This window comes from Pseudomonas silesiensis, assembly GCF_001661075.1.
Taxonomy (GTDB): Bacteria; Pseudomonadota; Gammaproteobacteria; order Pseudomonadales; family Pseudomonadaceae; genus Aquipseudomonas; species Aquipseudomonas silesiensis.
Genome location: NZ_CP014870.1, coordinates 4,359,276 through 4,383,574, shown reverse-complemented (window position 1 = coordinate 4,383,574; position 24,299 = coordinate 4,359,276). Strand labels below are relative to the sequence as shown.

Here is a 24,299-nt window from a genome sequence, read left to right as displayed (position 1 = left end):
TCGAGGCGTCGAACCGTCGGCGTGGGAATGCAGACCGGGACGCTCAGCATCCCACGCGGATGCAGAGCTTCGGTGAGACATTCCCGACGGAAATGAAATGAGCTGATCAGCGTATCCCGAGATCTTTTATGCGTTTACGATTGGATGATCACAAGTAGCGAGGGAACGCAAAATGGATTGTCAGGTTCGTCTCGCAACAATCGACGATGCAGCAGCGATCAGTCATGTGGTGATCAGCGCGCTACGTGAGTCCAATGCGCAGGACTATTCACCCGATGTCATCGCGCGAGTGGAGCAGGGCTTCTCCGCGCAGGGGATCATTCAGTTGATGATGCAGCGCCGGGTTTATGTGGCGTCTGTCGATCAACGTGTCGTCGCGACGGCTAGCCTGGATGGGGATGTTGTCAGAAGTGTCTTTGTTGACCCGCAATACCAAGGGGCCGGAATCGGCAGGCAGCTTATGGCTGTCATTCATTCGGCCGCTCATGAATTGGGCCTCGATGTTCTGCGCGTGCCGTCTTCAATCACCGCAGAGGGCTTTTATGCTTCGCTGGGTTTTCGAAAAGTGCGGGATGAATTTCACGGGGCCGAGCGCACCATTGTCATGCAGAGGGTGTTAAGGCAATAGCGGATCTGATCAGACAAACCTGTCAATCATCAGACCGCTTTCGCTGGCAAGCCAGCTCCCACAGGGTTTTGTGTTGGGCACAATATTCGTGGCACGGTAGCGATTCCTGTGGGAGCGGGCTTGCCCGCGAATGCGTACTGACGTCCAGCATCGATGTCGCCTGACACGCCGCCTTCAGGCAAGCCTGCGGTCAAACCACAGATACCCTGGTCCCGCCTACTTCGAAAACCGCCTCGCCCCCGCCACACAAAGTATCACCGCCACCGTCACCCCCAACATGCCAATGCTCACCTGCTCATGCAGCAACGTCGCCGCCAACGCCAGTCCAAAAAACGGTTGCAGCAACTGCAGCTGCCCGACGGCGGCGATACCGCCCTGGGCCAGCCCGCGATACCAGAACACGAAACCGACCAGCATGCTGAAGACCGATACGTATGCCAGGCAGACCCACGCCGATGTCGTAATGCCTGAGAACGAAGGCGGGGCGAGGTACCAGGTCAACGGGATCATGACGGGAAGCGACAGCACCAACGCCCAGGAGATCACCTGCCAGCCGCCAAGGGTCCTCGACAGCTTCGCACCCTCGGCATAACCCAGGCCGCAGGCGAGAATCGCCAGCAACATGAGAATGTCCCCCGTCGGCGACGCGGTCAGGCCCTGGGAGAATGCAAACCCCACCACCAGCGCACTGCCCAGCACCGAGAAAAACCAGAACACCGGCCGCGGCCGCTCGCCACCGCGCAACACGCCAAACGCCGCGGTGGCGAGCGGCAGCAGGCCAACGAAGACGATGGAATGCGCCGACGTCACGTACTGCAGGGCCAGCGCCGTCAACAGCGGAAACCCCACCACAACCCCCAGCGCCACGATCGCCAAGGGCAGAAGATCACCTCGAGCAGGACGCTTTTCCTTGAACAGCACCAGCATGCACAGCGCCAGCAGCCCCGCGATAGTGGCGCGGGCAACCGTCAGGAACACCGGGTCGAACTCCAGCACGGCCAGCCGCGTGGCAGGCAGCGAGCCGCTGAAGATCAGGACGCCGATGAATCCGTTGAGCCAGCCGCTGGCGGTCTTTTCCATCCCCAGGTTTTGCAGCTTCGATGCCCGTTCCATTTCGCTCGCACTCAAAAAGTTTGCAGAGATCCATCCTATGATCGAAGATCAATACAATCAAAATATTGTCATGGATACATCGGCCCATGCCTCGCTCCCGATACAAGTCTCTGGTTGATAGCTTTGCCGCGGATATCCGGGCCGGGCGCCTGCTGCCGGGCACTCGCTTGCCAACCCACCGCCAACTGGCGACAACCGAAGGCCTGGCGCTGGTAACCGCCAGCCGGGTCTATGCAGAACTCGAGGCCATGGGCCTGGTCAGCGGGGAAACCGGGCGCGGTACCTTCGTCAGGGAAACCGCGTTGGCGCCGGGTTCCGGTATCGACCAGAAAGCCGTGGCCGTCGGCATGATCGATCTCAACTTCAACTATCCGTCGCTGCCCGGACAGGCAGAGCTGTTGCGCAGTGCCCTGCGCCAACTGGCATCGGGTGGTGACCTGGAGGCGTTGCTGCGCTATCAACCACACGCCGGGCGACCGCATGAGCGGGCGTCGGTGGCGCGTCATCTGCGAGCGCGCGGGTTGACGGTGGAAGCCGGGCAAGTGTTGATCGTCAATGGCGCCCAGCAGGGGCTGGCCGTGACGATGATGGCGCTGCTCAAGCCCGGTGATGTGATTGCCGCCGATGCGCTGACCTATTCAGGTTTCAAGGTGCTCGCCGAAGCCCTGCACCTGGAAATCGTGCCCATCCCCGTGACCGGACAGGGTCCGGATCTCGATGCCCTGGAAAAGCTCTGCCGGAACCGGCGCGTGCGGGCGGTGTACAGCATGCCGACGCTGCACAATCCGCTGGGATGGGTGATGAGTGCCGCGCAACGGGAGCACCTGGTGACGATTGCGCACCGTCATGAATTGCTCATCATCGAAGACGCCGCCTACGCTTTCCTGGTGGAAAACCCACCGCCACCGATAGCTGAACTCGCCCCCGAGTGCACGGTTTACGTGTCCGGGTTATCCAAGAGTGTCGCCACCGGCCTGCGTGTAGGTTTCATCGCCGCGCCCCTCGATAAAGTGCCTGCCCTGGAGCGAACGATCCGGGCCACCACCTGGAATACCCCGGGCGTGCTGACCGCGATTGCGAGCACCTGGCTCGACGATGGAACCGTCATGCAGCTGGAGGCGGAAAAACGCAAGGACGCCCAGGCCAGGCAAGCCCTCGCCGCGCAAGTGCTGGCCGGCCTTCGCTACATCAGCCATCCATCGTCGTATTTTCTTTGGCTGCCCTTGCCGGAAGACGCACGGGCCGACCAGATCGCCATGGAACTGATGCACGAACAGGTGGCGGTCTCGATCGCCGAGCCGTTTGCGATCTCCGTGCATGTACCCCATGCGATCCGTTTGGCGTTGGGGTCGGTGGATATGGACACGTTGCGCAAGGCGTTGGTGAAAGTGAAGCGGGTGGTAGGGGCTTACGCGTAGCGAAAAAGCCAATTGAACCCGCTGTGGCCCCGGTTAAACCAGATTGATCGTGATGTCGATGTTGCCACTGAGCGCTTTGGAGTACGGGCAGCGCAGGTGTGCGTCATCCACCACCGCCCGGGCGACGGCAGGGTCCAGGCCCGGGAGGCTGACATTCAGGCGCGCCTGGAGAAAAAACGCCTCTTCGGTCTTGCCCAGGTCGATTTCGGCATCGACGGTGATGTCACTCGGCAGGCTCACCTTCATGGCGGCAGCCGCCTTGCCCATGGCGCCGATGAAGCAGGCCGACCAACCGGCCGCCAGCAGTTGTTCGGGATTGGTGCCACTGCCTGAACTGCCCGGCGGGGACAGCTTGATGTCCAGACGGCCATCGTCGCTTCGCGCTTCACCGTTTCGGCCGCCGGTGGTGTGGGTCTTGCCGGTGTACAGCACGGTGTCGATTTGATTGATCATGGGTGGCTCCTGTTGGGATTCTGGGCTCGTGAGCTGTTATGTCACTGGATTCATCGGAGTAGCGGATGTCCGATGGCGCCCACTTTTCCACCTTCGTGTAGTGCGTGTGTGTCCTGAACCAGCGGTTGTGTATCGCTGTGTAAGATCGCCGGCAAACATACAGGCCGATACAAACAACAGCCGCTGTTGTTTGATCGATGTCGTCCTCGCCGGTGGCTTGAATCTGGCCGACTCTGCTGCCTTCGTCGCGGAGGCGCTGCCCCAAGGCTATTGACAGGTGTGCGCCGGCAAGGCCGGAGAGGGCGTTTTTGCATTTAAGTTTTGGTGCCGGGGCCGGTCATGATGAAATACCCGCCCGTTTTTGCCGTAACGACACCTGGAACCGACATGAAGAACGCCGCCGTACTGACCTTCGCCCTGCTGCTCAATGCGGGACTCTGCAGCGCCCAGGCCTTAGCGGCCGGCGATGCCGAGGCGGGCGGCAAACTGTTCAAGCGGATCTGCGGTGGCTGCCATCAGGTAGGGGCGTCGGCGCGGGGCTCTTTTGGCCCGCAGCTCAACGGGATTTTCGGTCGCCCCTCAGGTAGCACGACGGACTACCTGTACTCCGACGCGATGAAAGCGGCCGGCATCGTCTGGACTCGCGAAACACTGACCGCGTACCTCGAAGATCCGAAGGGTGTGGTTCCCGGTACACGGATGATTTTCTGGGGGCTCAGCGATCCGGAAAAGGTCGACGATGTGCTGGCTTATCTTCAGACGTTTCAGTCGCAGTAAGCTGGCTGAACAAAACGGCAGGCGAGGTGCGTTGGTCGACCAGTACCCGTTGAATGGCGGGTTATTGCAGGTATAAAAAACCCCGGCAGACGAGACCGGGTTTTTCGTTGAGTGTCGCGGTAAAACCATTCATTTACGCCGCACGGCTTTCGATCAGACGATCAGAACCACCTTCGGCAACGCGGTTTTCGATCAGACGATCCGAGCCATCAGCCGCAACGCGATTCTCGATCAGACGATCCGAACCATCAGCCGCAACGCGGTTTTCGATCAGACGATCCGAACCATCAGCTGCAACGCGATTCTCGATCAGACGATCCGAGCCATCAGCCGCAACGCGGTTTTCGATCAAACGATCCGAACCATCGGCCGCAACGCGGTTTTCGATCAAACGATCCGAACCATCGGCCGCAACGCGGTTTTCGATCAGACGATCCGAGCCATCAGCCGCAACACGATTCTCGATCAGACGATCCGAACCATCAGCCGCAACGCGATTCTCGATCAAGCGATCCGAACCACCCTCAGCCACACGGCTTTCAATCAGACGATCCGAACCACCTTCAGCAACTACCGGGTAAGCAGAAGTAGCGGCGAAAGCGTTCACTGCAAAAACCGAGAAAGCGATGCTGAGAAGGACTTGGCGTTTCATGATGGTGTGCTCCGGGGTGTAGTTGTTTGGTATGGAGGCGATGTTACGCCCCGGAGTTTTTAAGAGAACTTCATTGCGTTGATGGTGACTATTAACTCCGTCAATGGCTGCATCAATCAGAGCTTACCGATCTGCGATACACAGCTCGCCGGTGGCGCGGATCAATGCCTGGCCATGCAACGCGTTCCTGATCAGGCTGGAGCGCGCCTTGGCCAGCCAGTCCTGGCAGTTCGGGTCGGTGCGATAGGGTGCGAACCTGGCGTATTGCTGCAACAGGCGGTTCTGCAGTTCGTCCAGCTGCGGCCTGATCTGTTTGGCGAGGTCCGGCCGTGGCGTGTCGGGCGCCTTGCCCGCCGCATGCCATTGAGCGATCAGGCCGTACTGCACCAGCTTGTTGGCTTCTATCTGTGCAGCGATCAATTCGACGACGTCGTCCGGGTCCAGCTTTCGCGCCACGGCCAGCTTCCTCGCGTTGGCGATGACCTGCGCTTCCCGGGCACTGTCCTGGATCGGCTTGCCGCTGTCCCACTTGGTCAACGCCACCAGATCGGCAATGTTCAGGCGCTCGTTCATTGTTGCAAGCAGCGGTTGCAGGCTATCGGGCGTGGGCGCGGCGGCTTGTGCGGTGCCAGCGAACAGGCCTAGCAGGGCGCAGGTCAGCAGCTGTGGCAAGCATGGGAAATGGAACATTGGCAAACCTCATTGAGCGGGGGATTTAAGGCTCTTCACCGGACACGGGATTCGTATACGCCAAAAAAGAAAAGCTCGCCATGTCGCAAACGCCCCCGCGACTGTCGTCTTGAGCCAACTCCCATAAACACAGGTACGGTTGGTAGTAAGCCTTAGCAGAATGTTCTAGGAAAAACCATTCCAAAAACGACGACATTCGTTTCTGTAAGCGACCACCGTAAATTCCTTATAAATAAGTAACCCAATGAATCTAAAAGAAAATATCTGAATTCGTACGGTATTCACGATGTGTTTTCTATGTATACAGAGAGAATACAATCTATTGACCACCCCTCGGACCCATGCGAGTCTGAACCCATCAGCCAGCCGCCATGACAACAAAAACTGCCTCTGGAGGTCGTTTTGAAAAACGGCAAAACCTGTCTCTACGAAGACTTGAAACGTCAGATCCTGACCATGGAACTGGCCCCGGACGAAGCCCTGGACGAAGTCATTCTCAGTGCCCGTTACGGCTTGTCCCGGACCCCCGTTCGAGAAGTGTTTCGCCGCCTGGCGGGTGAAGGCTATATCGATATTCGCGAAAACCGCGGTGCTCGGGTCATCTCGATGAATCACTCGACCCTGCGCAACTTTTTCCTGGTGGCGCCGATGATGTACGCCGCCATCGGCCGCCTGGCGGTGCAAAACTTCACGCCGCGCCAATTGATCGACCTCAAAGACACGCAATACCGTTTTCGCCACGCCACCACTTCAAGGGATGCGCTGGCGATGGTGGTCGAGAACAACCGCTTTCACTGGATCATGGGCGAGATGGCGGGCAACCCCTATCTGCAACCCAGCCTGGAACGACTGCTTATCGATCACGCCCGGATCGGCAATACCTTTTTCCGGCCTCGCGACAAGGATATGGAACAGCGTCTTGATCTGTCCGCCTGTCATCACGATTCATTTATCGAAGCCATAGAGCGTCGCGATGAAGCAGCAGTCGTTGATCTGGTGTTTGAACACTGGGAACTGTCCCGGGAAAACATGGAGATTTTCATTACGCCCCAAGGCATGACAGCGGACGCACTCGTTGATCTTTCACGCAATCTATCTCCGGAGAAATCATCTTGAAATTTGAAGGTATCTATACGCCAGCGGTAACGCCTCATAAACCAGATGGGGAGATTGACTGGGCCGTTTATTCTGAAGTGCTGGAGTCGCTGATCGAGGCGAAAGTGCACGGCATTATCATCGGCGGCTCGACCGGCGAATATTATGCGCAGACGCCGGAAGAACGTACTGAACTGGCCGCCTACGCCAAAGATGTCATCGGCACCCGGGTGCAACTGATCGTCAGCACCGGGGCCATTCGCACAGAAGATGCCGTGCAATACGCCAAGGATGCAAAAGCGATCAAGGCAGACGCCATTCTCGTCACTTCGCCGCCGTACGCACTGCCGACTTCCAAGGAAAACGCGATCCACGCGCTGACCATCGATCGCGCGGCCAACCTGCCGATCATGCTTTACAACTACCCGGGTCGCATGTGCGTTTCGATGGACGAGGATTACCTCACCCGCGTGAGCGAATCGAAAAACGTCATCGCCATCAAGGAAAGTTCCGGCGACATGGGCCGCGTGCATCTGCTCGCCCGCCAATACCCGAATATCGCGCTGTCCTGTGGCTGGGACGATCAGGCACTCGAGTTCTTTGCCTGGGGCGCCAGAAGTTGGGTCTGCGCCGGTTCCAACTTCCTGCCCAAGGAACACGTGGCGCTGTATGAAGCCTGTGTGATCGAAAAGAACTTCGATAAAGGTCGCCAGATCATGTCGGCGATGATGCCGCTGATGAATGCACTGGACGGCGGCAAGTTCGTGCAGTCGATCAAGTACGGTTGCGAAGTGGCCGGCCTGAAAGTAGGGGATGTGCGCTTGCCGCTTCAGCCTCTGGAAGCTGAAGAAAAGCAGAGCCTCGAATCGGTCATCGCCGAGCTGAAACGCAACGTGGCCAACATTACGTCGGGAGCCAGCCATGGGTGATCTTCTGAGCAAAGCGGAATATGCCGCCATCGCCAAAGAGATTTCGTTGCCCTCCAACGCGTTCATCGATGGCGCGTTCAAGCCCGCGATCTCCGGCAAGACTTTCGCCACCCACAATCCGGCAACGGGCGAGTTTTTGACTGATGTCGCCGCCTGTTCGTCCGAGGATGTCGACTTCGCCGTCAATAACGCCAAGGAGGCTTTCGAGGATGGACGCTGGAGATCGATTTCTCCCAAGGAGCGCAAAGCGGTCCTGCTGACGTTCGCCGATCTGCTTGAAAGCCACTCACACGAACTGGCCGTCCTCGAGAGCCTCGACAGCGGCAAGCCTGTGAGTGAATGCCAGTTGGTCGACGTGCCGGACACAATCCACACCCTGCGCTGGCACGCGGAACTGGTCGACAAGATTTATGACAACACCGCCCCAGTGGGCAGTGACGCGCTGACCATGGTGGTCCGTGAGCCGATTGGCGTGGTGGGCTGCGTCCTGCCATGGAACTTCCCGCTGCTGATGCTGGCCTGGAAAATCGGCCCGGCGCTCGCTGCAGGCTGTTCGGTCATCGTCAAACCCGCCGAACAGACTTCCCTGACCACCTTGCGGGTCGCTGAGCTGGCGTTTGAAGCGGGCGTCCCGGCCGGCGTGCTCAACATTGTCACCGGCACCGGCAAGGAGGTCGGCGAGCCGATCGGCTTGCACCACGACGTCGACATGGTCAGCTTCACCGGCTCCACCGCGACCGGCCGCCGGTTCCTGCATTACGCCGCCGATTCGAACCTGAAACGCATCGTGCTCGAATGCGGCGGGAAAAACCCGGCCGTGGTGATGGACGACGCCGAAGACCTGGACCTCGTCGCCCAGCATGTGGTCAACGGCGCGTTCTGGAACATGGGCGAAAACTGCTCTGCGACCTCGCGCCTGATCGTCCACGCGTCGATCAAGGACGAATTGCTCCAGCGCATGGGCGCCTACATCCGCGAATGGAAGATGGGCGACCCACTGGACCCGGAAAACCGCGTCGGGTCGCTGGTCAGCCCGGAGCATTTCGCCAAGGTGAAGTCGTACCTCGAGCACGCCGTCGCCGGCAAGATGAATGTGGTCTACGGCGGTGCGACCAAGGACGATGCGTTCGTCGAACTGACCGTGATCGATGGTGTGGACCGGGACAGTCGACTGTTCAAGGAAGAGATCTTCGGCCCGGTTCTGTCGGTCACCACCTTCAACACGCTCGCCGAAGCCATTGCCCTGGCCAACGACACGGTCTACGGCCTGGCCGCCTCGGTGTACACCGGCAGCCTGCGTCGGGCGATCAGGTTGTCGCGGGAAATCCGCGCCGGCATCGTCACCGTCAACTGCTTTGGTGAGGGCGATGCGTCGACACCTTTCGGCGGCTACAAAGAGTCGGGCTTCGGTGGTCGGGACAAATCCATCTTCGCCCATGACCAGTACACCGAAATCAAGACCATCTGGATCGATGTGTCTGATCGGTCGGATGACGAGTCCGAAAAATGAGCACCCATACCATCAAGCGCCTGCCGGTCGACACCGGGGTTTCAGGATGGGAGGCGATTTCCACCCGCACTGCGCCTGTCCGTCTGCTTGATGGCAACGTGACGGCGGATTGGCTGATTATCGGCGCCGGTTTTGCCGGTCTCTCCGCCGCCCGCCGGCTGTCCCAACTGCATCCCGGCGACCGCATCGCGGTGGTGGACGCCCATGAAGTGGCGAAGGGGCCGGCAGGCCGCAACTCCGGTTTCATGATTGACGTGCCCCACAGCCTGTCATCCGGGGAATATTCGGTGGCTGGCGAGTCGGCAACGGCGCTGGAGATCGCGCAGAACCGCTTCGCCATTGCTTTCGCCGCTGAAGCCGCTCGCGAATACGGCATGTCCGCAACCACCTTCGACCCTTCCGGGAAGATCAACGCGGCAGCCACCGAGCGCGGGATCAAGCTCAATGACAATTATGCCAAGTCACTGAAAAGCATCGGCGAGCGATTTGAATTGCTGGATGCCGCACGTATGCAGGACATCACCGGTACCCGTTATTACCACGGCGGGCTGTATACCCCCGGTGCAGTGATGATCCAGCCCGCCCAATACATCAGGGATTTTGCCGCCGGGCTGGATAAGAACGTCAGCCTGTATGAACGCTCACCGATTATCGAGCTGACAAGATCAGGCAATGACTGGAAGGCGAAGTCTCACCGTGGAGTTGTCACTGCGCCGAAAGTGATTTTGGGCGTCAATGGTCATGTCGAAGATTTCGGCCATTTCCAGGGGCGTCTGCTGCACGTGTTTACTTACGCTTCGATGACGGCTGCCTATAGTCATGATGAATTTGGCGGGCCTGTGACGGGTAAGGATCGATGGGCTTTATTACCCGCCGACCCAATGGGCGCGACGCTGCGCAAGATTACTGAAAACGGCCTGTCGCGCATTGTTATCCGTACCAAGTTTACCTATGACCCCAGTATTCAAGTAACGCCAAGACGTGTTGCGGCCGTGGCCGAAGAACAACGGCGCTCGCTGGATGCGCGCTTCCCCGAGTTGAAATCGACTCCGTTGGAATTCAGCTGGGCCGGACGGCTCTGCCTGAGTCGCAACAGCGCACCAGCGTTTGGGGAAATAGAAGAAAACCTCTATTCGGCTTGCTGCGAAAACGGCCTGGGCACGGTTAAAAGCACACTGGCAGGCGTTATGGCTGCCGAGCTGGCCAGCGGCACGCATTCAAAGGTTTTAGACAGTTTCAGTCAACTGCCGGGACCCAGCCGATTGCCACCCAAGCTGATCACTAAGTTGGGCGTCAACTCGGTTATTCGTTGGCAGGCATTAAGAGCAGGGCGAGAGGGCTGAAGTGCTTCACACATCCGGCTTTTATTTCATAAAAGTCTAACTCTAGTTTTTAACCGTAGATCGGAGTTCGCCATGAAAAAGATTTGGAAGGCAATCTGTGCTGTCGCTGTGGCTGGCTTATTAAGTGGCCCCGTGCAAGCCGAAGAGAAAAACATTGTCATGGGTACCATGACCTGGGAAGACTTGACGCCTATTACCGGTATAACAAAGAAGGTACTTGAAGACTCTGGTTATACCGTAAAAGTTGTAGAGTTTTCCGAGTGGGGCATCGCTTACGCAGCATTGAGCAAAGGTGACGTACAAGTATTGGCCTCCCAAACCGATTACGCGGCCAACGACTACTGGAACAAGAACAAGAACAAGATCGAGAAACTATCGCCAGTTTCTTTCGGGCTGTATCAAGGACTTGCCGTACCCAGTTACGTCGACATTGATTCCATTGAACAATTGAACGCCAACTCGGAAAAACTTGGCGGCAAGATCATCGGTATCGAACCGGGTTCTGGCTTGATGAGCGATGCCACCAATGTGGTCAAGGCCTATGACCTCAAGCTTAAGCTGGTCGAAGGCAGTACCACGGCGATGACGGCGGCGTTGAAATCGGCGGTCGACCGTAAAGAGCCGGTGGTCGTCACCGTCTGGGACCCTTCGTGGATGACCAAGAAGTTCGACCTTAAATTCCTCAAGGATCCAAAAGGCATCTTCCCGCCGCTGCAAGGCTACTACTGGATCGGCCATAAAGGCTTTGCTGCCGAATATCCACGTGCTCGCGAGCTGATGGCCAGTGTGTATGTGCCCATCACCGACATCACCGCGATGAACGCCGACGTCAAGGATGGCAAGACCATGGAACAGGCGATCAAGGACTGGACCGACAGCCACGCTGACTTGCTCAAGCGCTGGGGAAATATCAAGAAGTAATCACTTTGCTTAACGCCACTGCCGCCCTTTGATTCTTAGAGAAACCAGAAAACTGGTTCACGGGTTACGAACATGACAACGGCCAAGATAGACACGAACGAAGTGCTGATAGATTGCCAGTCCGTCTGGAAAATCTTCGGAAAAGCCGCCCCGGCAGCCATGAATGCTGTGGTCAAGGAGGGGCTGACCAAGACTCAGATCCTGCAAGATTTCGGCTGCGTGGTCGGCGTCTCCGACGTCAGTCTCCAGGTGCGCCGAGGCGAGATCTTTTGCATCATGGGATTGTCCGGCAGTGGTAAATCCACCTTGATCAGGCTGCTCAACAAGCTGATCACCCCCAGCTCCGGCAAAGTCCTGGTCAAGGGCAAGGACCTGTCATCCCTGAAGGCCGCGGAATTGCGCGACGTCAGGGCACGTCATATCGGCATGGTCTTCCAGAGCGTGGCCTTGTTGCCCAATCGAACGGTGCTGGAAAACACCGCGTTCGGCCTGGAAGTGCAGGGCGTGGGCAAGGCCGAGCGCTACAAGGTGGCCGAGCAGGCGCTGGCCAAGGTGGGCTTGACCGAGTGGTCTTCGCGTTATCCCAGCGAACTGTCCGGCGGCATGCAGCAGCGTGTGGGCTTGGCGCGGGCGATTACCGCCGACCCCGAAGTGATTCTGATGGACGAGCCGTTCAGTGCGCTCGACCCGTTGATCCGCCGGCAGTTGCAGGATGAATTCCGCCAGTTGACCAAGGACCTGGGCAAGTCCGCGGTGTTTATTACCCACGACCTGGACGAGGCGATCCGCATCGGCGACCGCATCGCGATCATGAAGGACGGCGTGATCATCCAGGTCGGCACCGCCGAAGAGATCGTGCTCAACCCGGCCGACGACTACGTCGCGGAATTCGTCGCGGGCATTTCCCGGCTGCACCTGGTCAAGGCGCAGTCGGTGATGACGCCGGTGGAGCCTTTCAAGGTGGCGAACCCGGGCTGCGACATTGCCCGGCTCACCAAAACCACGCCTGAGGCCGATATCAACGAGCTCATCGGCTTGACCATGAAGTCCGAGCGTGACGCGCTGGCGGTGGTCGATAACGGCACCGTGGTCGGGATCATCACGATCCGTGACCTGCTGCGTGGCGTGCAAGGCATTCCGAATGAGTTCGCGGCGCCCTCGGACGCCACTGTTCTGGAGGCATCGACATGAGCACCCCGGACTTTTCCAATCAGTTCGACGCAGTCGTCGACTCGAGCCTGGAATGGCTCTCGGACAACGGCGAGTTTCTGTTCGACGGCATCAACGCAATGCTGACCGGCCTTTACGAAGGCGTGCTGTGGTGCCTTGCCTATCCGCCGTATTACCTCGTCGCCCTGGCCATTGCCCTGATCGGCTGGCGGGTGGTCGGCGTCCGCTTTGCGATTCTCACCGGCCTGGCCCTGGTGTTTTGCGACATCATCGGCTTGTGGCCCGAAACGGTCAGCACGCTCGCCCTGGTGCTGACGGCCACTGTGCTCGCGCTGGTGGTCGCCATTCCCCTGGGCGTGCTGGCCGGCCTGGCACCCTCGGTCGATCGCGTGGTGGACCCGGTGCTGGACCTGATCCAGACCATGCCGCCCTACATCTATCTGCTGCCGGCGATTGCGCTGCTGGGTTATGGCCCGGCCACGGCACTGCTGGCCACCTTTATCGTGGCGGTGCCCCCGGCCATTCGCCTGACCTCGCTGGGGATTCGCATGACGCCCAAGCATTTCATCGAATTGGGCGATGCCAGCGGCGTCACCAACTGGCAGATGTTTTTCAAGATCCGCCTGCCGTTCGCCAAGCCCAGCATCATGGCCGGGGTCAATCAGAGCCTGATGATGGCCTTCGGCATGGTGGTCATTGCCGGCATCGTCGGCTCCGGTGGCCTGGGTGAGTCGATTTATGCCGCGGTGCGCACGCTGGACATCGCCAAGTCGATCAATGCGGCCATCTCCATCGTTATCCTGACCATGATTCTCGATCGGCTGGCGCAGCACGCTGCCCGCTCGCGCACGGGAGAAAGCCAATGAGTACGCCCATTCAATTTTCCCCAGGCGAGTACCTGGCGCCCGGGGTCGACTGGCTGAACGCCAACCTGCATGGACTGTTCAGAGGGATCAGCCGGGTCATCGAGGCGGTGCTCGGGGCCGTGGAGGGCACCTTGCTGGCGCCGCATCCTTACCTGTTCATCGCGATCGTCGTCGTGGCCGCGTTTTTCTTCGCCAACAAGCGAGTCGCCATTTTCGCCGGTTTGATGTTGGCGTTCTGCCTGTTCTCCGGGCTCTGGGCCGCCTCGATGCAAACCATTGCCCTGGTCTCGGTGGCGGTGCTGATCTCGGTGACCATCGCCTTCCCGCTCGGGGTCCTGGCGGCCCGGGTCAAGCGCGTGGATGACGCGTTCCTGCCGATCCTCAACATCATGCAGACCGTGCCGCCATGGGTTTACCTGATCCCGGCGGTGATGCTGTTCAGCCTGGGCAAGGTCCCGGCGATTATCGCGACCATCGTCTACGGTATTCCGCCGATGCTCCGGCTGACCACCCTCGCGTTCAAACAGTTGCCGAAAGACTTGCTGGAATTGGGCCAGGCGTCCGGTGCCTCACCCCGGGACATTCTGTTCAAGATCGAACTGCCGACGGCCGCACCGACGCTGTTGGTCGGCCTGAACCAATGCATCCTCATGTCCCTGGCGATGGTGGTGTTGGCCGGCCTGGTGGGCGCTGGCGGGCTCGGCGCTGAAGTGACCCGCGGCCTCTCCCGGATGGAGATGGGGCTGGGCCTGCGTGCCGGCCTGGCGATCGTCGCGGTTGCATTGCTCCTGGATCGTCTGTCACGGGGCGCCTTGCAGCGCCATTCTCCCACCACTATGGTTTGAAAAAGGTTCCAGCATGAGACGTAGCTTTTTTTGCATTGACTCCCACGCCTGCGGCAATCCGGTGCGGGTAGTGGCAGGCGGCGGGCCGTTGCTACCGTCGGTGTCGATGGCCGAACGCCGGGAGATTTTCGTGCGCGACCATGACTGGGTACGCACCGCGCTGATGTTCGAACCCCGGGGCCACGACATCATGTCCGGCGTGATCATCTATCCATCGGTACGCGATGACTGCGACTTCGGTGCCTTGTTCATCGAAGTCAGCGGCTGCCTGCCGATGTGTGGCGCGGGCACCATCGGCTTGTCGACCGTGGTCATCGAAGAGGGCCTGATCACGCCGCGGGAGCCCGGCAAACTGGCGATCGAGACACCGGCAGGGCGGGTGGATGTCGACTACAGCATGAACGGCGAATACGTTGATTCCATTCGCCTGTTCAATGTCGCCAGCTACCTGCACAGCGCCGATGTGGTGGTGGACGTGCCGGGCGTCGGCGAGCTCGTTGTGGACATTGCTTACGGCGGCAATTTTTACGCGGTGGTCGAGCCGCAGGAGAACTGGTCCGGCCTGGACGGGCTGACCACGGCAGAGATCGTCGGCCTGAGCCAGAAACTGCGCACGGCCCTGGCCGAGGTGTGTGACCCGGTGCATCCGGAGAACAGCCGGATCAGCGGCGTGCACCATGTCATCTGGTGCGACGACCAGCACAGCACGGCCGCCCATGGACGCGGCGCCGTGTTCTATGGCGACAAGGCAATCGATCGCTCTCCAGGCGGCACCGGTACTTCGGCGCGCATGGCGCAACTGGTTGGCAAGGGCCGTTTGAAGGTGGGGGACACGTACCGCAACGAAAGTCTGATCGGCACCATTTTCGAAGGCAAGGTCGAAGCGGCGGTCAAGGTCGGCACCTTCGACGGCATCCGCCCGAGCATCGGTGGCTGGGCGCAGATCACCGGGCACAACACCATTTTTGTCGACGACAGAGACCCGCTTCGCCACGGCTTCCAGCTTGCCTGATCGGTTGCATAATGGTGCTAGGGCTTTTTGCGTTTGTGCAGGTAGCATGAACGCTTTGCCGGCGCGCCAAACGACAGGCTGGTTAACGTAAAACGAGTGGATCGAATCTTGATCGAACGACGTCAATTCAGCGGAGGCATGAAGGGTAAAAACCTCCGCTACCTGAATGAAAACCCTGGACAGCCTGCTCAGATGACCCGAGCGGGCTTTTTGCTGCTCGAGCACTTCTCGCTGCCGGCCTTCACCCAGGCACTGGATACCATTGTCACCTCCAATCTGCTGCGCCCCGGGTTGTTCTCGTCACGCACGTTCGGCCTGAGTGACGCAGAGGTCGTCAGCGACCTGGGGCTGGTGATCCGCCCGGATGCACGCCTCGATTCTGCAGCCATCCACGACCTGGACCTGCTGGTCATCTGCGGCGGTTACCGGACGGAACTGAAGGCCAGCGACGAGTTCATCAACCTGTTGCGCGCGGCGACCGACCAGGGTGTCACATTGGCCGGATTGTGGAACGGTGCCTGGTTTCTCGGCAGGGCCGGCCTGCTCGACGGCTATCGTTGCGCGATCCACCCCGAACATCGCCCGGCACTCGCGGAAATCGCCAAGGCGACCCAGGTCAGCAGCGAACCCTATGTCATCGATCGCGACCGGCTCACGGCGTCGAGCCCCTCCGGCGCTTTCCATATGGCGCTGGACTGGATCAAGGGCCTGCACGACAAAGCCCTGGTCGAGGGCATCGAAGACATCCTGGCATTCGAGGAGTCGCGCTACCGGCGCATCAAGCCCACTGAAAACATCTGCGTCAGCGCGCCCTTGCGCGAAGTGGTGAAGCTGATGGACGCCAACCTCGAAGAGCCGCTGGAGCTGGAGCAACTGGCGGTCTACGCCGGCCGCTCCCGTCGTCAACTGGAACGCCTGTTCAAGGAACAGCTGGGCACCACGCCGCAGCGCTATTACATGGAACTGCGGATCACCGAAGCACGTCGACTGCTGCAGCACACGGAGCTGTCCCAGGTCGATGTGCTGGTGGCCTGCGGCTTTGTTTCGCCCAGTCATTTCAGCAAGTGCTACAGCTCGTATTTCGGCTACAGGCCGTCCAAGGAAAAACGCCTGGTGAAGTGATCACCAGGCATCGCGAGATGAGATCAGGTGCGGGCGATATCGAGCCACACCTGTCCGCCGGGATACTGGTAACGCTCCAGGGTTTCAGCGGTCATTTCGATGCTGTAGCCCGCTCGCTGCGGTGGCATGTAGCGGCCGCGGCGGATCACCACCGGGTCGAGGAAGTGCTCGTGCAGGTGGTCGACGTATTCCAGGACGCGGTTGTGCAGCGAGGCCGAGACAGCGATGTAGTCGAACAGGGCGATGTTCTGCACGTACTCGCACAGACCGACACCCCCGCCATGGGGGCAGACCGGCACGTTGAACTTGGCGGCCATCAATAGCACGATCAACACCTCGTTCAGGCCACCCAGGCGCGCCGCGTCCAGCTGGCAGAAGTCCAGCGCGCCGGCCTGGAACATCTGCTTGAACATCACCCGGTTGTGGCAATGCTCACCGCTGGCGACGCCGATCGGCGCGATGCGCTGGCGGATGCTGGCATGGCCGAGGATGTCGTCGGGGCTGGTCGGTTCTTCGATCCACAGCGGTTCGAATGCGGCCAGGCGGCGCATGTTGGCGACCGATTCATCGACGCCCCAGACCTGGTTGGCGTCCATCATCAGGGTCCGTTCCCAGCCGATTTCTTCGCGCAAGATCGTCGCGCGGCGAATGTCGTCTTCCAGGTTGGCGCCGATTTTCTGCTTGATGTGGGTCCAGCCATCCTCGACCGCTTCGCGAGCCAGTTGGCGCATTTTGTCTTCGCTGTAGCCGAGCCAGCCCGGCGCGGTGGTGTAGCCGGGGTAGCCTTCGCGCAGCATCTGCGCCTCACGCTGGGCCTTGCCCGGCACCTGGCGGCGCAGCAGAGCGATGGCTTCTTCGGGGGTGAGCACGTCGGTGACGTAGCTGAAGTCCAGGCAGCGCACCACTTGTTCCGGGGTCATGTCGGCCAACAGCTTCCATACGGGTTTGCCTTCGTTTTTCGCCCACAGGTCCCAGATGGCGTTGACGATGGCGGCGGTGGCCAGGTGGATCACGCCTTTTTCCGGGCCGAGCCAGCGCAGTTGGCTGTCGCCCACGGTGATGGTGTGCCAGAAGGCGCCCATGTCGGCCACGATCTCTTCCAGGGTCAGGCCGACCACCATGGGGGCCAGGGATTGCACGGCCGCCACGCAGATCTCGTTGCCACGGCCGATGGTGAACGTCAAGCCGTGGCCTTCCAGGCCGCCAGGGGCGTCGGTGTGCAGCACGACGTAGGACGCGGAATAATCCGGCGCGCTATTCATCGCATCGGAGCCGTCCAGGGACAGGGACGTGGGGAAACGGATGTCGCGAACGCTCAGCTGGGTGATTCGAATGCTCATAGTGGGCTCTTGTGCTCGATGACCAGTTGGAGACCCGACTGTAGGTCGCCGAGCGATACAGGCATAATCACCGATTCCTAAGTAGCGATACCGGATTTGATATGTCTACAGGTCCAGCAGCCACCACGATCCCACCCCATGGTCTCGGTGCGCTGAAAATTTCCAGCCGACAAATCACCTTGCTCACGGCCCTGGGTGAGTTCGGCAACCTGCGCCGGGCGGCCACGGCGATGCACACCACGCAACCGGCCGCCAGCCTGCTGTTGCAGCAACTGGAAGAGCGCCTCGGCGTGCGCCTGTTCGAACGCTTGCCCCGGGGCATGCAGCCGACGCTTTATGGCGAGGTGATGATCCGCTACGCCCAGGGCGCGCTGCATGAATTCGAGCAGGCCCAGGCGCAGATCGCGGAACTGCAGCGCGGGGCCTTGGGGCGGGTGCGGGTCGGCAGCGTGATGGGGCCGGTGCCCCGGCTGCTGACCAAAGCGGTGCTGGCGTACAAGCGCGATCACCCCAAGGTACGGATTTCCATCGAGGTGGGTACCAGCGATACCTTGCTGCCGGCCTTGCTGCGCGGCGATTTCGATGTGGTGCTGGGGCGCTTGCCGGACCAGAGCGACAGCCAGGACCTGGACATCGAGCTGTTCGACAACGGCGAGCAGATGCGCGTGGTCGCCCGGGCAGGGCATCCGTTGGCGGGCGCCTCGTCACTGCAGTTGGCCGACTTGATCACCTTGACCTGGATCCTGCACCCCATCGGCAGCCCCATGCGCCGCCGGGTGGAAACCGCCCTGCAGGCCGCCGGCATGGTGCAGTCGCTGGACATTGTCGAAACCGCGTCGATCCTCGCGACCACGGCGATGCTCGAGGCCTCGGACATGATCGCGGTGGTGCCCAATGACGTGGCCGAGCATTATGCGCGCTACGGGATGGTCGCTGTCCTGCCGGTCGAGTTGCCGATCTCCATGGTCAACATCGGCCTGCTGACCGTGCGCTCCCGGTCAAGGTCGGTGGCGTTGAACACGTTGCTCGACTATTTCAGGGAGCCCTAGCATGCCGTCGGACATTACCCATTCCAGCTTCTGCAACTGGGTGCGCTTCAAGCACCTGGTGCTGATCGACACCCTGGCGCGCACGCGCAACATGCACGCCACCGCCATACGCATGAACCTCAGCCAGCCCGCCTTGAGCAAGATGCTGCGCGACCTGGAGGAACAGTTCGGCTTTGCCCTGTTCCAGCGCCTGCCACGCAGCATGCCGCCCACGGAACTTGGCGAGCATGTGGTGCGTTATGCACAGAGTGCGCTGGCCGATTCGCACAAGTTCGTCGACCAGGTCAACCGGCTGCGCAAAGGCGGCCACGGCTTTCTCAAGGTGGGCGGGATTTTCGCGGCCACCTCGGTGGTGTTGCCCCAGGCCATCGTCGCGATCAAGGCGCGCAGCCCGTTGCTGTCGATCGAAGTGGTGGAGCAGTCCAGCGATCACCTGCTGGAAATGCTTGAGCAGAACAAGCTCGACCTGATGATCGGCCGCTTCACCGAAGAGCGTTACAGCCAGGTCTTCGACTTCGAGCCGTTGGAGCCCGAGCCCTTCAGCCTGGTGGTCAACAGCAGCCATCCGCTGAACGAGCTCGATTGCACACCGCTTGAAGCCTTGGGTCAGTGGCCATGGGTACTGTACCCGGTCGGCACGCCGATTCGCGATCGCCTGGAGCTGGCGTTCAAGGCCGCCGGCATCGCCTCTCCCGCCGACAGCGTCGAAACCATCTCCATGCAGATGTTCCTGCAACTGCTGCACTCGGGGCCGATGATTGCCATGCTGCCCAGGTCCATGGTGGCCGCGCAGCTGGACAGCGGCCAGTTCAAAGAGCTGCAGACCCCGTTGCGCCTGGCGCAGCTGGAGTACGGCATCATCACCCGCAAGGACGAACCGCTGACCGGCGCGGCCCGGGAATTCGCCGACATCCTGCTCGATTTTGCGCGTGAACGTCGGGAGGAGGGGGCGCCGAGCGATTGATTACAGGCGTTCGATAAGCCAAATCGATAACGCCAGGTTATCGCTTGATCGGATCATCTCATTGGGAATCTCGGGGCTGGCTCCCTACAGTTATCGCAGATTCACCCGGCACAGATCGGGCGAGGTCATAACAAGAAGTCAGCCGTACCCTGAGAGGTCCCATGCAACTGATTGCCAGAACCCGGACCGGCGACCCTGCCGTGATTCGCCTCAATCCCCTGGACAACGTACTGATTGCACGGCAGGCCCTGCCCGAAGGCCTGAGCCTGGAAGCCGAAGCGGTTACGGTGCGCCAGCCGATTCCCTCCGGGCACAAAGTCGCCAGCCAGCGTGTGGAGCAGGGCCAGCCACTGCGCCGTTATGGGCAGATCATCGGTTTTGCGTCGCAGCCCATCGAAGCCGGCGATCACGTGCATGTGCACAATGTGGAGATGGGCGACTTTGCCCGTGACTACGCTTTCGGCGTCGATACCCATGCCACGCCGGGCACGGAAGCGGTGTTCCAGGGCATCGTGCGGGCCGATGGCCGCGTCGCGACCCGCAACTATGTAGGCATTCTCACTTCGGTCAATTGCTCGGCGACCGTGGCCCGGGCCGTGGCCGATCACTTTCGCCGGGATATCCACCCCGAAGCGCTCGCCGCCTTCCCCAATATCGACGGTGTAGTGGCGCTGACCCATGGCGCCGGTTGCGCGGTGGACCCCAACGGCGAGGCCTTGGGACTGTTGCGCCGCACACTCGGTGGCTACGCCGTCCACCCGAATTTCGCGGCGGTGCTGATCATCGGCCTGGGCTGTGAAACCAACCAGATCGAAAGCCTGCTCGAGACTCAGGGTCTGACAGCCAGCGACCAGTTGCGCGCCTTCACCATCCAGGGTATCGGCGGCACGTCGAAAACCATCGCCAGTGGCATCGAGCAGGTCAAGGCATTGCTGCCCAAGGCCAACCATGTGCAACGCGAACCCGTCAGCGCTCGCCACCTGATCGTCGGCCTGCAATGCGGCGGCTCGGACGGTTACTCGGGCATCACCGCCAACCCGGCGCTCGGTAATGCCGTTGACCGCCTGGTGGCGGCCGGCGGTACCGCGATCCTTTCGGAAACCCCTGAGATCTATGGCGCCGAGCATCTGCTGACGCGCCGCGCCGTGAGCCGCGAGGTCGGGGAAAAACTCATCGCGCGCATCCACTGGTGGGAAGACTACTGCCAGCGCATGAACGCCGAACTGAACAACAACCCCTCGGCCGGCAACAAGGCCGGAGGCCTGACCACCATCCTCGAGAAATCCCTGGGCGCGGTGGCCAAGGCCGGCTCCAGCAACCTGGTGGACGTGTACCTGTACGCCGAAGCCGTCCGGGCCAAGGGCCTGGTGTTCATGGACACCCCGGGCTACGACCCGGTCTCGGCCACCGGCCAGGTCGCCGGCGGCGCCAACCTGATCGCCTTCACCACCGGCAGAGGCTCGGCCTACGGCTGCGCGCCGGCGCCTTCGATCAAGCTGGCGACCAACAACCGGGTGTTCGAGCACCAGGAAGAAGACATGGACGTGAACTGCGGCGGCATCGCCGACGGTTCCACCAGCATTGAAGAGCGCGGCGCCTACATCTTCGAACAGATGCTGCGCATCGCTTCCGGCGAACGCAGCAAGAGCGAACAACACGGTTATGGGCAGAACGAGTTTGTGCCCTGGCAGATCGGTGCCGTGACCTGACAGCCCTGCAACCTTCACAAGGCGAAAAGCACATGCAAGTTTCCGGATTCAACTTTATCGCGGGCCAGCGCAGCGCCCTGGGCGACACCCTGGTCTACAGCGTCGACGCCCACACCGGCGAACGCCTGCCCGGCGCTTTCCATCAGGCAACCCTGGCGGAGGTCGATACGGCGGTGGCGGCTGCCAGCGCGGCGTTCCCGCTGTATCGCAACCTGCCGGCCGTACGCCGGGCAGAATTTCTTGAAGCCATCGCCGACGAGCTCGACGGCCTGGGCGAGGATTTTATCGCCTTGACCTGCCAGGAGACGGCGTTGCCGAGCGCCCGCATCCAGGGTGAACGCGGTCGTACCAGTGGCCAGATGCGCCTGTTTGCCCAGGTGCTGCGCCGTGGCGACTTCTACGGTGCACGGATCGACCAGGCGCTGCCGGCACGCACCCCGATGCCGCGCCCGGACCTGCGCCAGTACCGCATCGGTGTCGGCCCGGTGGCGGTGTTCGGTGCCAGCAACTTTCCCCTGGCGTTCTCCACGGCCGGTGGTGATACCGCCGCCGCCCTGGCTGCCGGTTGCCCGGTGGTGTTCAAGGCCCACAGCGGCCACATGGCCACGGCCGAGCGGGTGGCCGAAGCGCTGATCCGTGCCGCCGAGCGCACCGGCATGCCGGCCGGCGTGTTCAACATGATCTTCGGTGCCGGCGTCGGCGAGGCGCTGGTCAAGCACCCGGGCATCCAGGCGGTGGGCTTTACCGGTTCGCTCAAGGGCGGTCGTGCCCTGTGCGACATGGCGGCAGCAAGGCCGCAACCGATCCCGGTGTTTGCCGAGATGTCGAGCATCAACCCGGTGCTGGTCCTGCCCCAGGCCCTGGCCAGTCGCGGGGCGCAGATGGCCAAGGAATTGACCGCCTCGGTGGTGCAGGGCTGTGGCCAGTTCTGCACCAATCCAGGCCTGGTGCTGGGGATTCGTTCGCCGGCGTTCAGCGCCTTCATCGAGCAACTGACCGGGCACATGGCCGAGCAGACGCCGCAGACCATGCTCAATCCCGGCACCTTGAACAGCTACGGCAAAGGCTTGCAGGCGTTGCTGGCGCACCCGGGCATCAAGCACTTGAGCGGCCTGGCGCAAGCGGGCAACCAGGCGCAGCCACAGCTGTTCGAGGCCGATGTCAGCCTGTTGCTGGAACAGGATGAATTGCTGCAGGAAGAGGTCTTCGGCCCTTGCACGGTGGTGGTCCAGGTGGCGGACGAGGCTGAATTGCGGCGCGCCGTCGCTGCCTTGCGCGGTCAGCTCACGGCCACGCTGCTGGCCGACAACGACGACCTGACCACCTTTGGCCAACTGTTCAGCGCGCTGGAAGTGAAGGTCGGTCGAGTGCTGCTCAACGGCTACCCGACCGGGGTCGAGGTCTGCGATGCGATGGTTCACGGCGGCCCGTACCCGGCCACGTCCGATGCCCGTGGCACCTCGGTCGGCACCCTGGCCATCGATCGCTTCCTGCGCCCGGTGTGCTACCAGAACGTGCCCGATGCGTTACTGCCCGATGCCTTGAAGAACGCCAACCCACTGGGCCTGCAGCGCCTGGTCGATGGCAAGTCCAGCACCGCGGCCTTGAATTGAAGACGGAGCAGCACGCATGACTGAAGGCAAACGCTACGACGCCCAAACGCTCACCACGTTCGTCGAGCAACTGTTCGAAACAGCCGGGGCCGATGCCGAGGTTGCCCAGGTGGTGACCCGGGTCCTGCTGGAAGGTGAATTGCTGGGCCATCGCACCCACGGCCTCAACCTGGTGAGCCGCTACATCGGCGGCATGCTGACCGGGCAGGTCAAGGCCAGTGCCGGGTTGCTCGAACAGGTCTCGGACAGCGGCATCTCCACGTTGTTCGACGGCCATTATGTGCTCGGCCCTTATTGTGTCAGCCGCGCCCTGGACAGTGCGGCCAAGGGCGCCACGGAGCAGGGCATAGGGATCGCCGTGGTGCGCCGTGCCTCGCACATCGGGTGCCTGGCCGCTTACCTGAAGCCGTTCACTGATCGTGGCCTGGTGGCCATGGTCTATTCCTCGGACCCGTCGGTGGGGCTGGTGTGCGCCCATGGCGGGATCGATCCGATCTACACGCCCAACCCGATTGCCGCCGGCATTCCGACCCGGGGCGAACCGATCCTGCTGGATGTGAGCATGTCTACCGTGACCCTGGGCCTGGTGGGCCAGTGCCGCGAGGCGGGCAGCCCGCTGCCGCACCCGGTGCTGATGAGTAACAAGGGACAGGTGACCGACGATCCGGCCGACTTCTTCACCACGCCACCGGGCAGCATCCTGCCCCTGGGCGGCCAAGCCTTTGGTCACAAGGGCTTTGCCCTGGCGATTCTGGTCGAGGCCCTGACCTCGGGGTTGGCCGGCCATGGGCGCAAGGACGCGCCGGACCAGTGGGGCGCCTCGGCCACGGCCGTGGTGATCGACCCGCGCTTCTTCGGCGGGCTGGACGCCTTCACCGACGAAAGTTCGTTCCTGAGCAAGCTGATCCTGGCCAGCCGCCCGGTAGACCCCGAGCGCCCGGTGCGCCTGCCGGGCCAGGCCGGCCTGAAGCTGCGCGAGCAAGCCCTGCGCGAAGGCGTGAGCCTGGCGCAGAAGGTGGTCGATGACCTCAACCAGACTGCCGGGCAGTTACAGCTGCCAGCACTTTCCTAACCCCTTGC

The 24,299-nt window shown here is 61.3% G+C and carries 23 protein-coding genes; 18 read left to right on the top strand and 5 right to left on the bottom strand.

Annotation, left to right across the window (positions count from 1 at the left end; genetic code table 11):
- The first annotated feature begins 172 nt into the window (after positions 1-172).
- Positions 173-628 (top strand): GNAT family N-acetyltransferase, encoded by a 456-nt coding sequence (locus PMA3_RS19400; RefSeq protein WP_064678696.1) that lies wholly within the window; start codon positions 173-175, stop codon positions 626-628.
- A 216-nt stretch (positions 629-844) separates the two neighbouring features.
- Here PMA3_RS19400 and PMA3_RS19395 read toward each other — a convergent pair whose 3' ends face one another.
- Entirely contained in the window at positions 845-1,741 is an 897-nt protein-coding gene (locus PMA3_RS19395; protein ID WP_064678695.1) for a DMT family transporter, read from the bottom strand.
- Between the two features lie 86 nt (positions 1,742-1,827).
- Here PMA3_RS19395 and PMA3_RS19390 point away from each other — a divergent pair, with 86 nt between their 5' ends.
- The gene (locus PMA3_RS19390) at positions 1,828-3,159 is read left to right on the top strand and encodes an aminotransferase-like domain-containing protein (RefSeq protein ID WP_064678694.1); all 1,332 of its coding nucleotides are present in this window, start codon (positions 1,828-1,830) and stop codon (positions 3,157-3,159) included.
- A gap of 33 nt (positions 3,160-3,192) precedes the next feature.
- Here PMA3_RS19390 and PMA3_RS19385 read toward each other — a convergent pair whose 3' ends face one another.
- Positions 3,193-3,612: an organic hydroperoxide resistance protein gene (locus PMA3_RS19385; protein ID WP_064678693.1), complete on the bottom strand. Its 420-nt coding sequence runs from the start codon at positions 3,610-3,612 to the stop codon at positions 3,193-3,195.
- Between the two features lie 387 nt (positions 3,613-3,999).
- Between PMA3_RS19385 and PMA3_RS19380 the strand changes: the two genes are divergently transcribed.
- The gene (locus PMA3_RS19380; protein WP_064678692.1) at positions 4,000-4,389 is read left to right on the top strand and encodes a c-type cytochrome; all 390 of its coding nucleotides are present in this window, start codon (positions 4,000-4,002) and stop codon (positions 4,387-4,389) included.
- Positions 4,390-4,522: 133 nt separating this feature from the next.
- Here the strand turns inward: PMA3_RS19380 and PMA3_RS19375 are convergent, their stop codons facing one another.
- Together PMA3_RS19375 and PMA3_RS19370 are read right to left on the bottom strand one after the other, a co-directional pair.
- Positions 4,523-5,041 (bottom strand): hypothetical protein, encoded by a 519-nt coding sequence (locus PMA3_RS19375; RefSeq protein WP_064678691.1) that lies wholly within the window; start codon positions 5,039-5,041, stop codon positions 4,523-4,525.
- A 123-nt stretch (positions 5,042-5,164) separates the two neighbouring features.
- Positions 5,165-5,731, bottom strand: coding sequence for a chorismate mutase (locus PMA3_RS19370; protein WP_064678690.1), 567 nt, complete (start codon positions 5,729-5,731; stop codon positions 5,165-5,167).
- Positions 5,732-6,133: 402 nt separating this feature from the next.
- Between PMA3_RS19370 and PMA3_RS19365 the strand changes: the two genes are divergently transcribed.
- The 10 genes from PMA3_RS19365 (at position 6,134) to PMA3_RS19320 (ending at position 16,544) form a co-directional block, all read left to right on the top strand.
- A complete protein-coding gene (locus tag PMA3_RS19365) occupies positions 6,134-6,847 on the top strand; it encodes a GntR family transcriptional regulator (protein ID WP_064678689.1) in 714 nt (237 codons plus the stop codon).
- Positions 6,844-7,755: a dihydrodipicolinate synthase family protein gene (locus tag PMA3_RS19360; RefSeq protein ID WP_064678688.1), complete on the top strand. Its 912-nt coding sequence runs from the start codon at positions 6,844-6,846 to the stop codon at positions 7,753-7,755. The genes PMA3_RS19365 and PMA3_RS19360 overlap by 4 nt, the downstream gene beginning before the upstream one ends.
- The gene (locus PMA3_RS19355; protein WP_064678687.1) at positions 7,748-9,265 is read left to right on the top strand and encodes an aldehyde dehydrogenase; all 1,518 of its coding nucleotides are present in this window, start codon (positions 7,748-7,750) and stop codon (positions 9,263-9,265) included. The genes PMA3_RS19360 and PMA3_RS19355 overlap by 8 nt, the downstream gene beginning before the upstream one ends.
- Complete coding sequence (locus PMA3_RS19350; RefSeq protein ID WP_064678686.1) at positions 9,262-10,608, top strand: NAD(P)/FAD-dependent oxidoreductase; 1,347 nt, start codon at positions 9,262-9,264, stop codon at positions 10,606-10,608. The genes PMA3_RS19355 and PMA3_RS19350 overlap by 4 nt, the downstream gene beginning before the upstream one ends.
- Positions 10,609-10,680: 72 nt before the next feature.
- The gene (locus tag PMA3_RS19345; protein WP_064678685.1) at positions 10,681-11,529 is read left to right on the top strand and encodes a glycine betaine ABC transporter substrate-binding protein; all 849 of its coding nucleotides are present in this window, start codon (positions 10,681-10,683) and stop codon (positions 11,527-11,529) included.
- A 72-nt stretch (positions 11,530-11,601) separates the two neighbouring features.
- On the top strand, positions 11,602-12,720 hold the full coding sequence (locus PMA3_RS19340; protein ID WP_064678684.1) for a quaternary amine ABC transporter ATP-binding protein: 1,119 nt from the start codon (positions 11,602-11,604) through the stop codon (positions 12,718-12,720).
- The gene (locus PMA3_RS19335) at positions 12,717-13,565 is read left to right on the top strand and encodes an ABC transporter permease (protein WP_064678683.1); all 849 of its coding nucleotides are present in this window, start codon (positions 12,717-12,719) and stop codon (positions 13,563-13,565) included. Before PMA3_RS19340 ends, PMA3_RS19335 begins: the two co-directional genes overlap by 4 nt.
- The gene (locus tag PMA3_RS19330; RefSeq protein ID WP_064678682.1) at positions 13,562-14,410 is read left to right on the top strand and encodes an ABC transporter permease; all 849 of its coding nucleotides are present in this window, start codon (positions 13,562-13,564) and stop codon (positions 14,408-14,410) included. Before PMA3_RS19335 ends, PMA3_RS19330 begins: the two co-directional genes overlap by 4 nt.
- A gap of 13 nt (positions 14,411-14,423) precedes the next feature.
- The gene (locus PMA3_RS19325) at positions 14,424-15,422 is read left to right on the top strand and encodes a 4-hydroxyproline epimerase (RefSeq protein ID WP_064678681.1); all 999 of its coding nucleotides are present in this window, start codon (positions 14,424-14,426) and stop codon (positions 15,420-15,422) included.
- 108 nt (positions 15,423-15,530) lie between these two features.
- Positions 15,531-16,544: a GlxA family transcriptional regulator gene (locus PMA3_RS19320; protein WP_191637734.1), complete on the top strand. Its 1,014-nt coding sequence runs from the start codon at positions 15,531-15,533 to the stop codon at positions 16,542-16,544.
- A 23-nt stretch (positions 16,545-16,567) separates the two neighbouring features.
- Here PMA3_RS19320 and PMA3_RS19315 read toward each other — a convergent pair whose 3' ends face one another.
- Positions 16,568-17,884, bottom strand: a complete 1,317-nt coding sequence (locus PMA3_RS19315) for an L-fuconate dehydratase (RefSeq protein ID WP_064678679.1) — start codon at positions 17,882-17,884, stop codon at positions 16,568-16,570.
- A 101-nt stretch (positions 17,885-17,985) separates the two neighbouring features.
- On the opposite strand from PMA3_RS19315, the gene PMA3_RS19310 reads away from it, so the two are divergent.
- The 5 genes from PMA3_RS19310 to PMA3_RS19290 all read left to right on the top strand — a co-directional run bounded on the left by PMA3_RS19310 (position 17,986) and on the right by PMA3_RS19290 (position 24,291).
- A complete protein-coding gene (locus tag PMA3_RS19310; protein ID WP_064678678.1) occupies positions 17,986-18,933 on the top strand; it encodes a LysR family transcriptional regulator in 948 nt (315 codons plus the stop codon).
- A gap of 1 nt (position 18,934) precedes the next feature.
- Positions 18,935-19,897, top strand: coding sequence for a LysR family transcriptional regulator (locus tag PMA3_RS19305; protein WP_064678677.1), 963 nt, complete (start codon positions 18,935-18,937; stop codon positions 19,895-19,897).
- Positions 19,898-20,058: 161 nt separating this feature from the next.
- Entirely contained in the window at positions 20,059-21,606 is a 1,548-nt protein-coding gene (locus tag PMA3_RS19300; RefSeq protein ID WP_064678676.1) for a UxaA family hydrolase, read from the top strand.
- 32 nt (positions 21,607-21,638) lie between these two features.
- Positions 21,639-23,219, top strand: a complete 1,581-nt coding sequence (locus PMA3_RS19295; protein ID WP_064678675.1) for an aldehyde dehydrogenase (NADP(+)) — start codon at positions 21,639-21,641, stop codon at positions 23,217-23,219.
- Between the two features lie 16 nt (positions 23,220-23,235).
- On the top strand, positions 23,236-24,291 hold the full coding sequence (locus PMA3_RS19290) for an Ldh family oxidoreductase (RefSeq protein ID WP_064678674.1): 1,056 nt from the start codon (positions 23,236-23,238) through the stop codon (positions 24,289-24,291).
- The last annotated feature ends 8 nt before the right edge of the window (positions 24,292-24,299 follow it).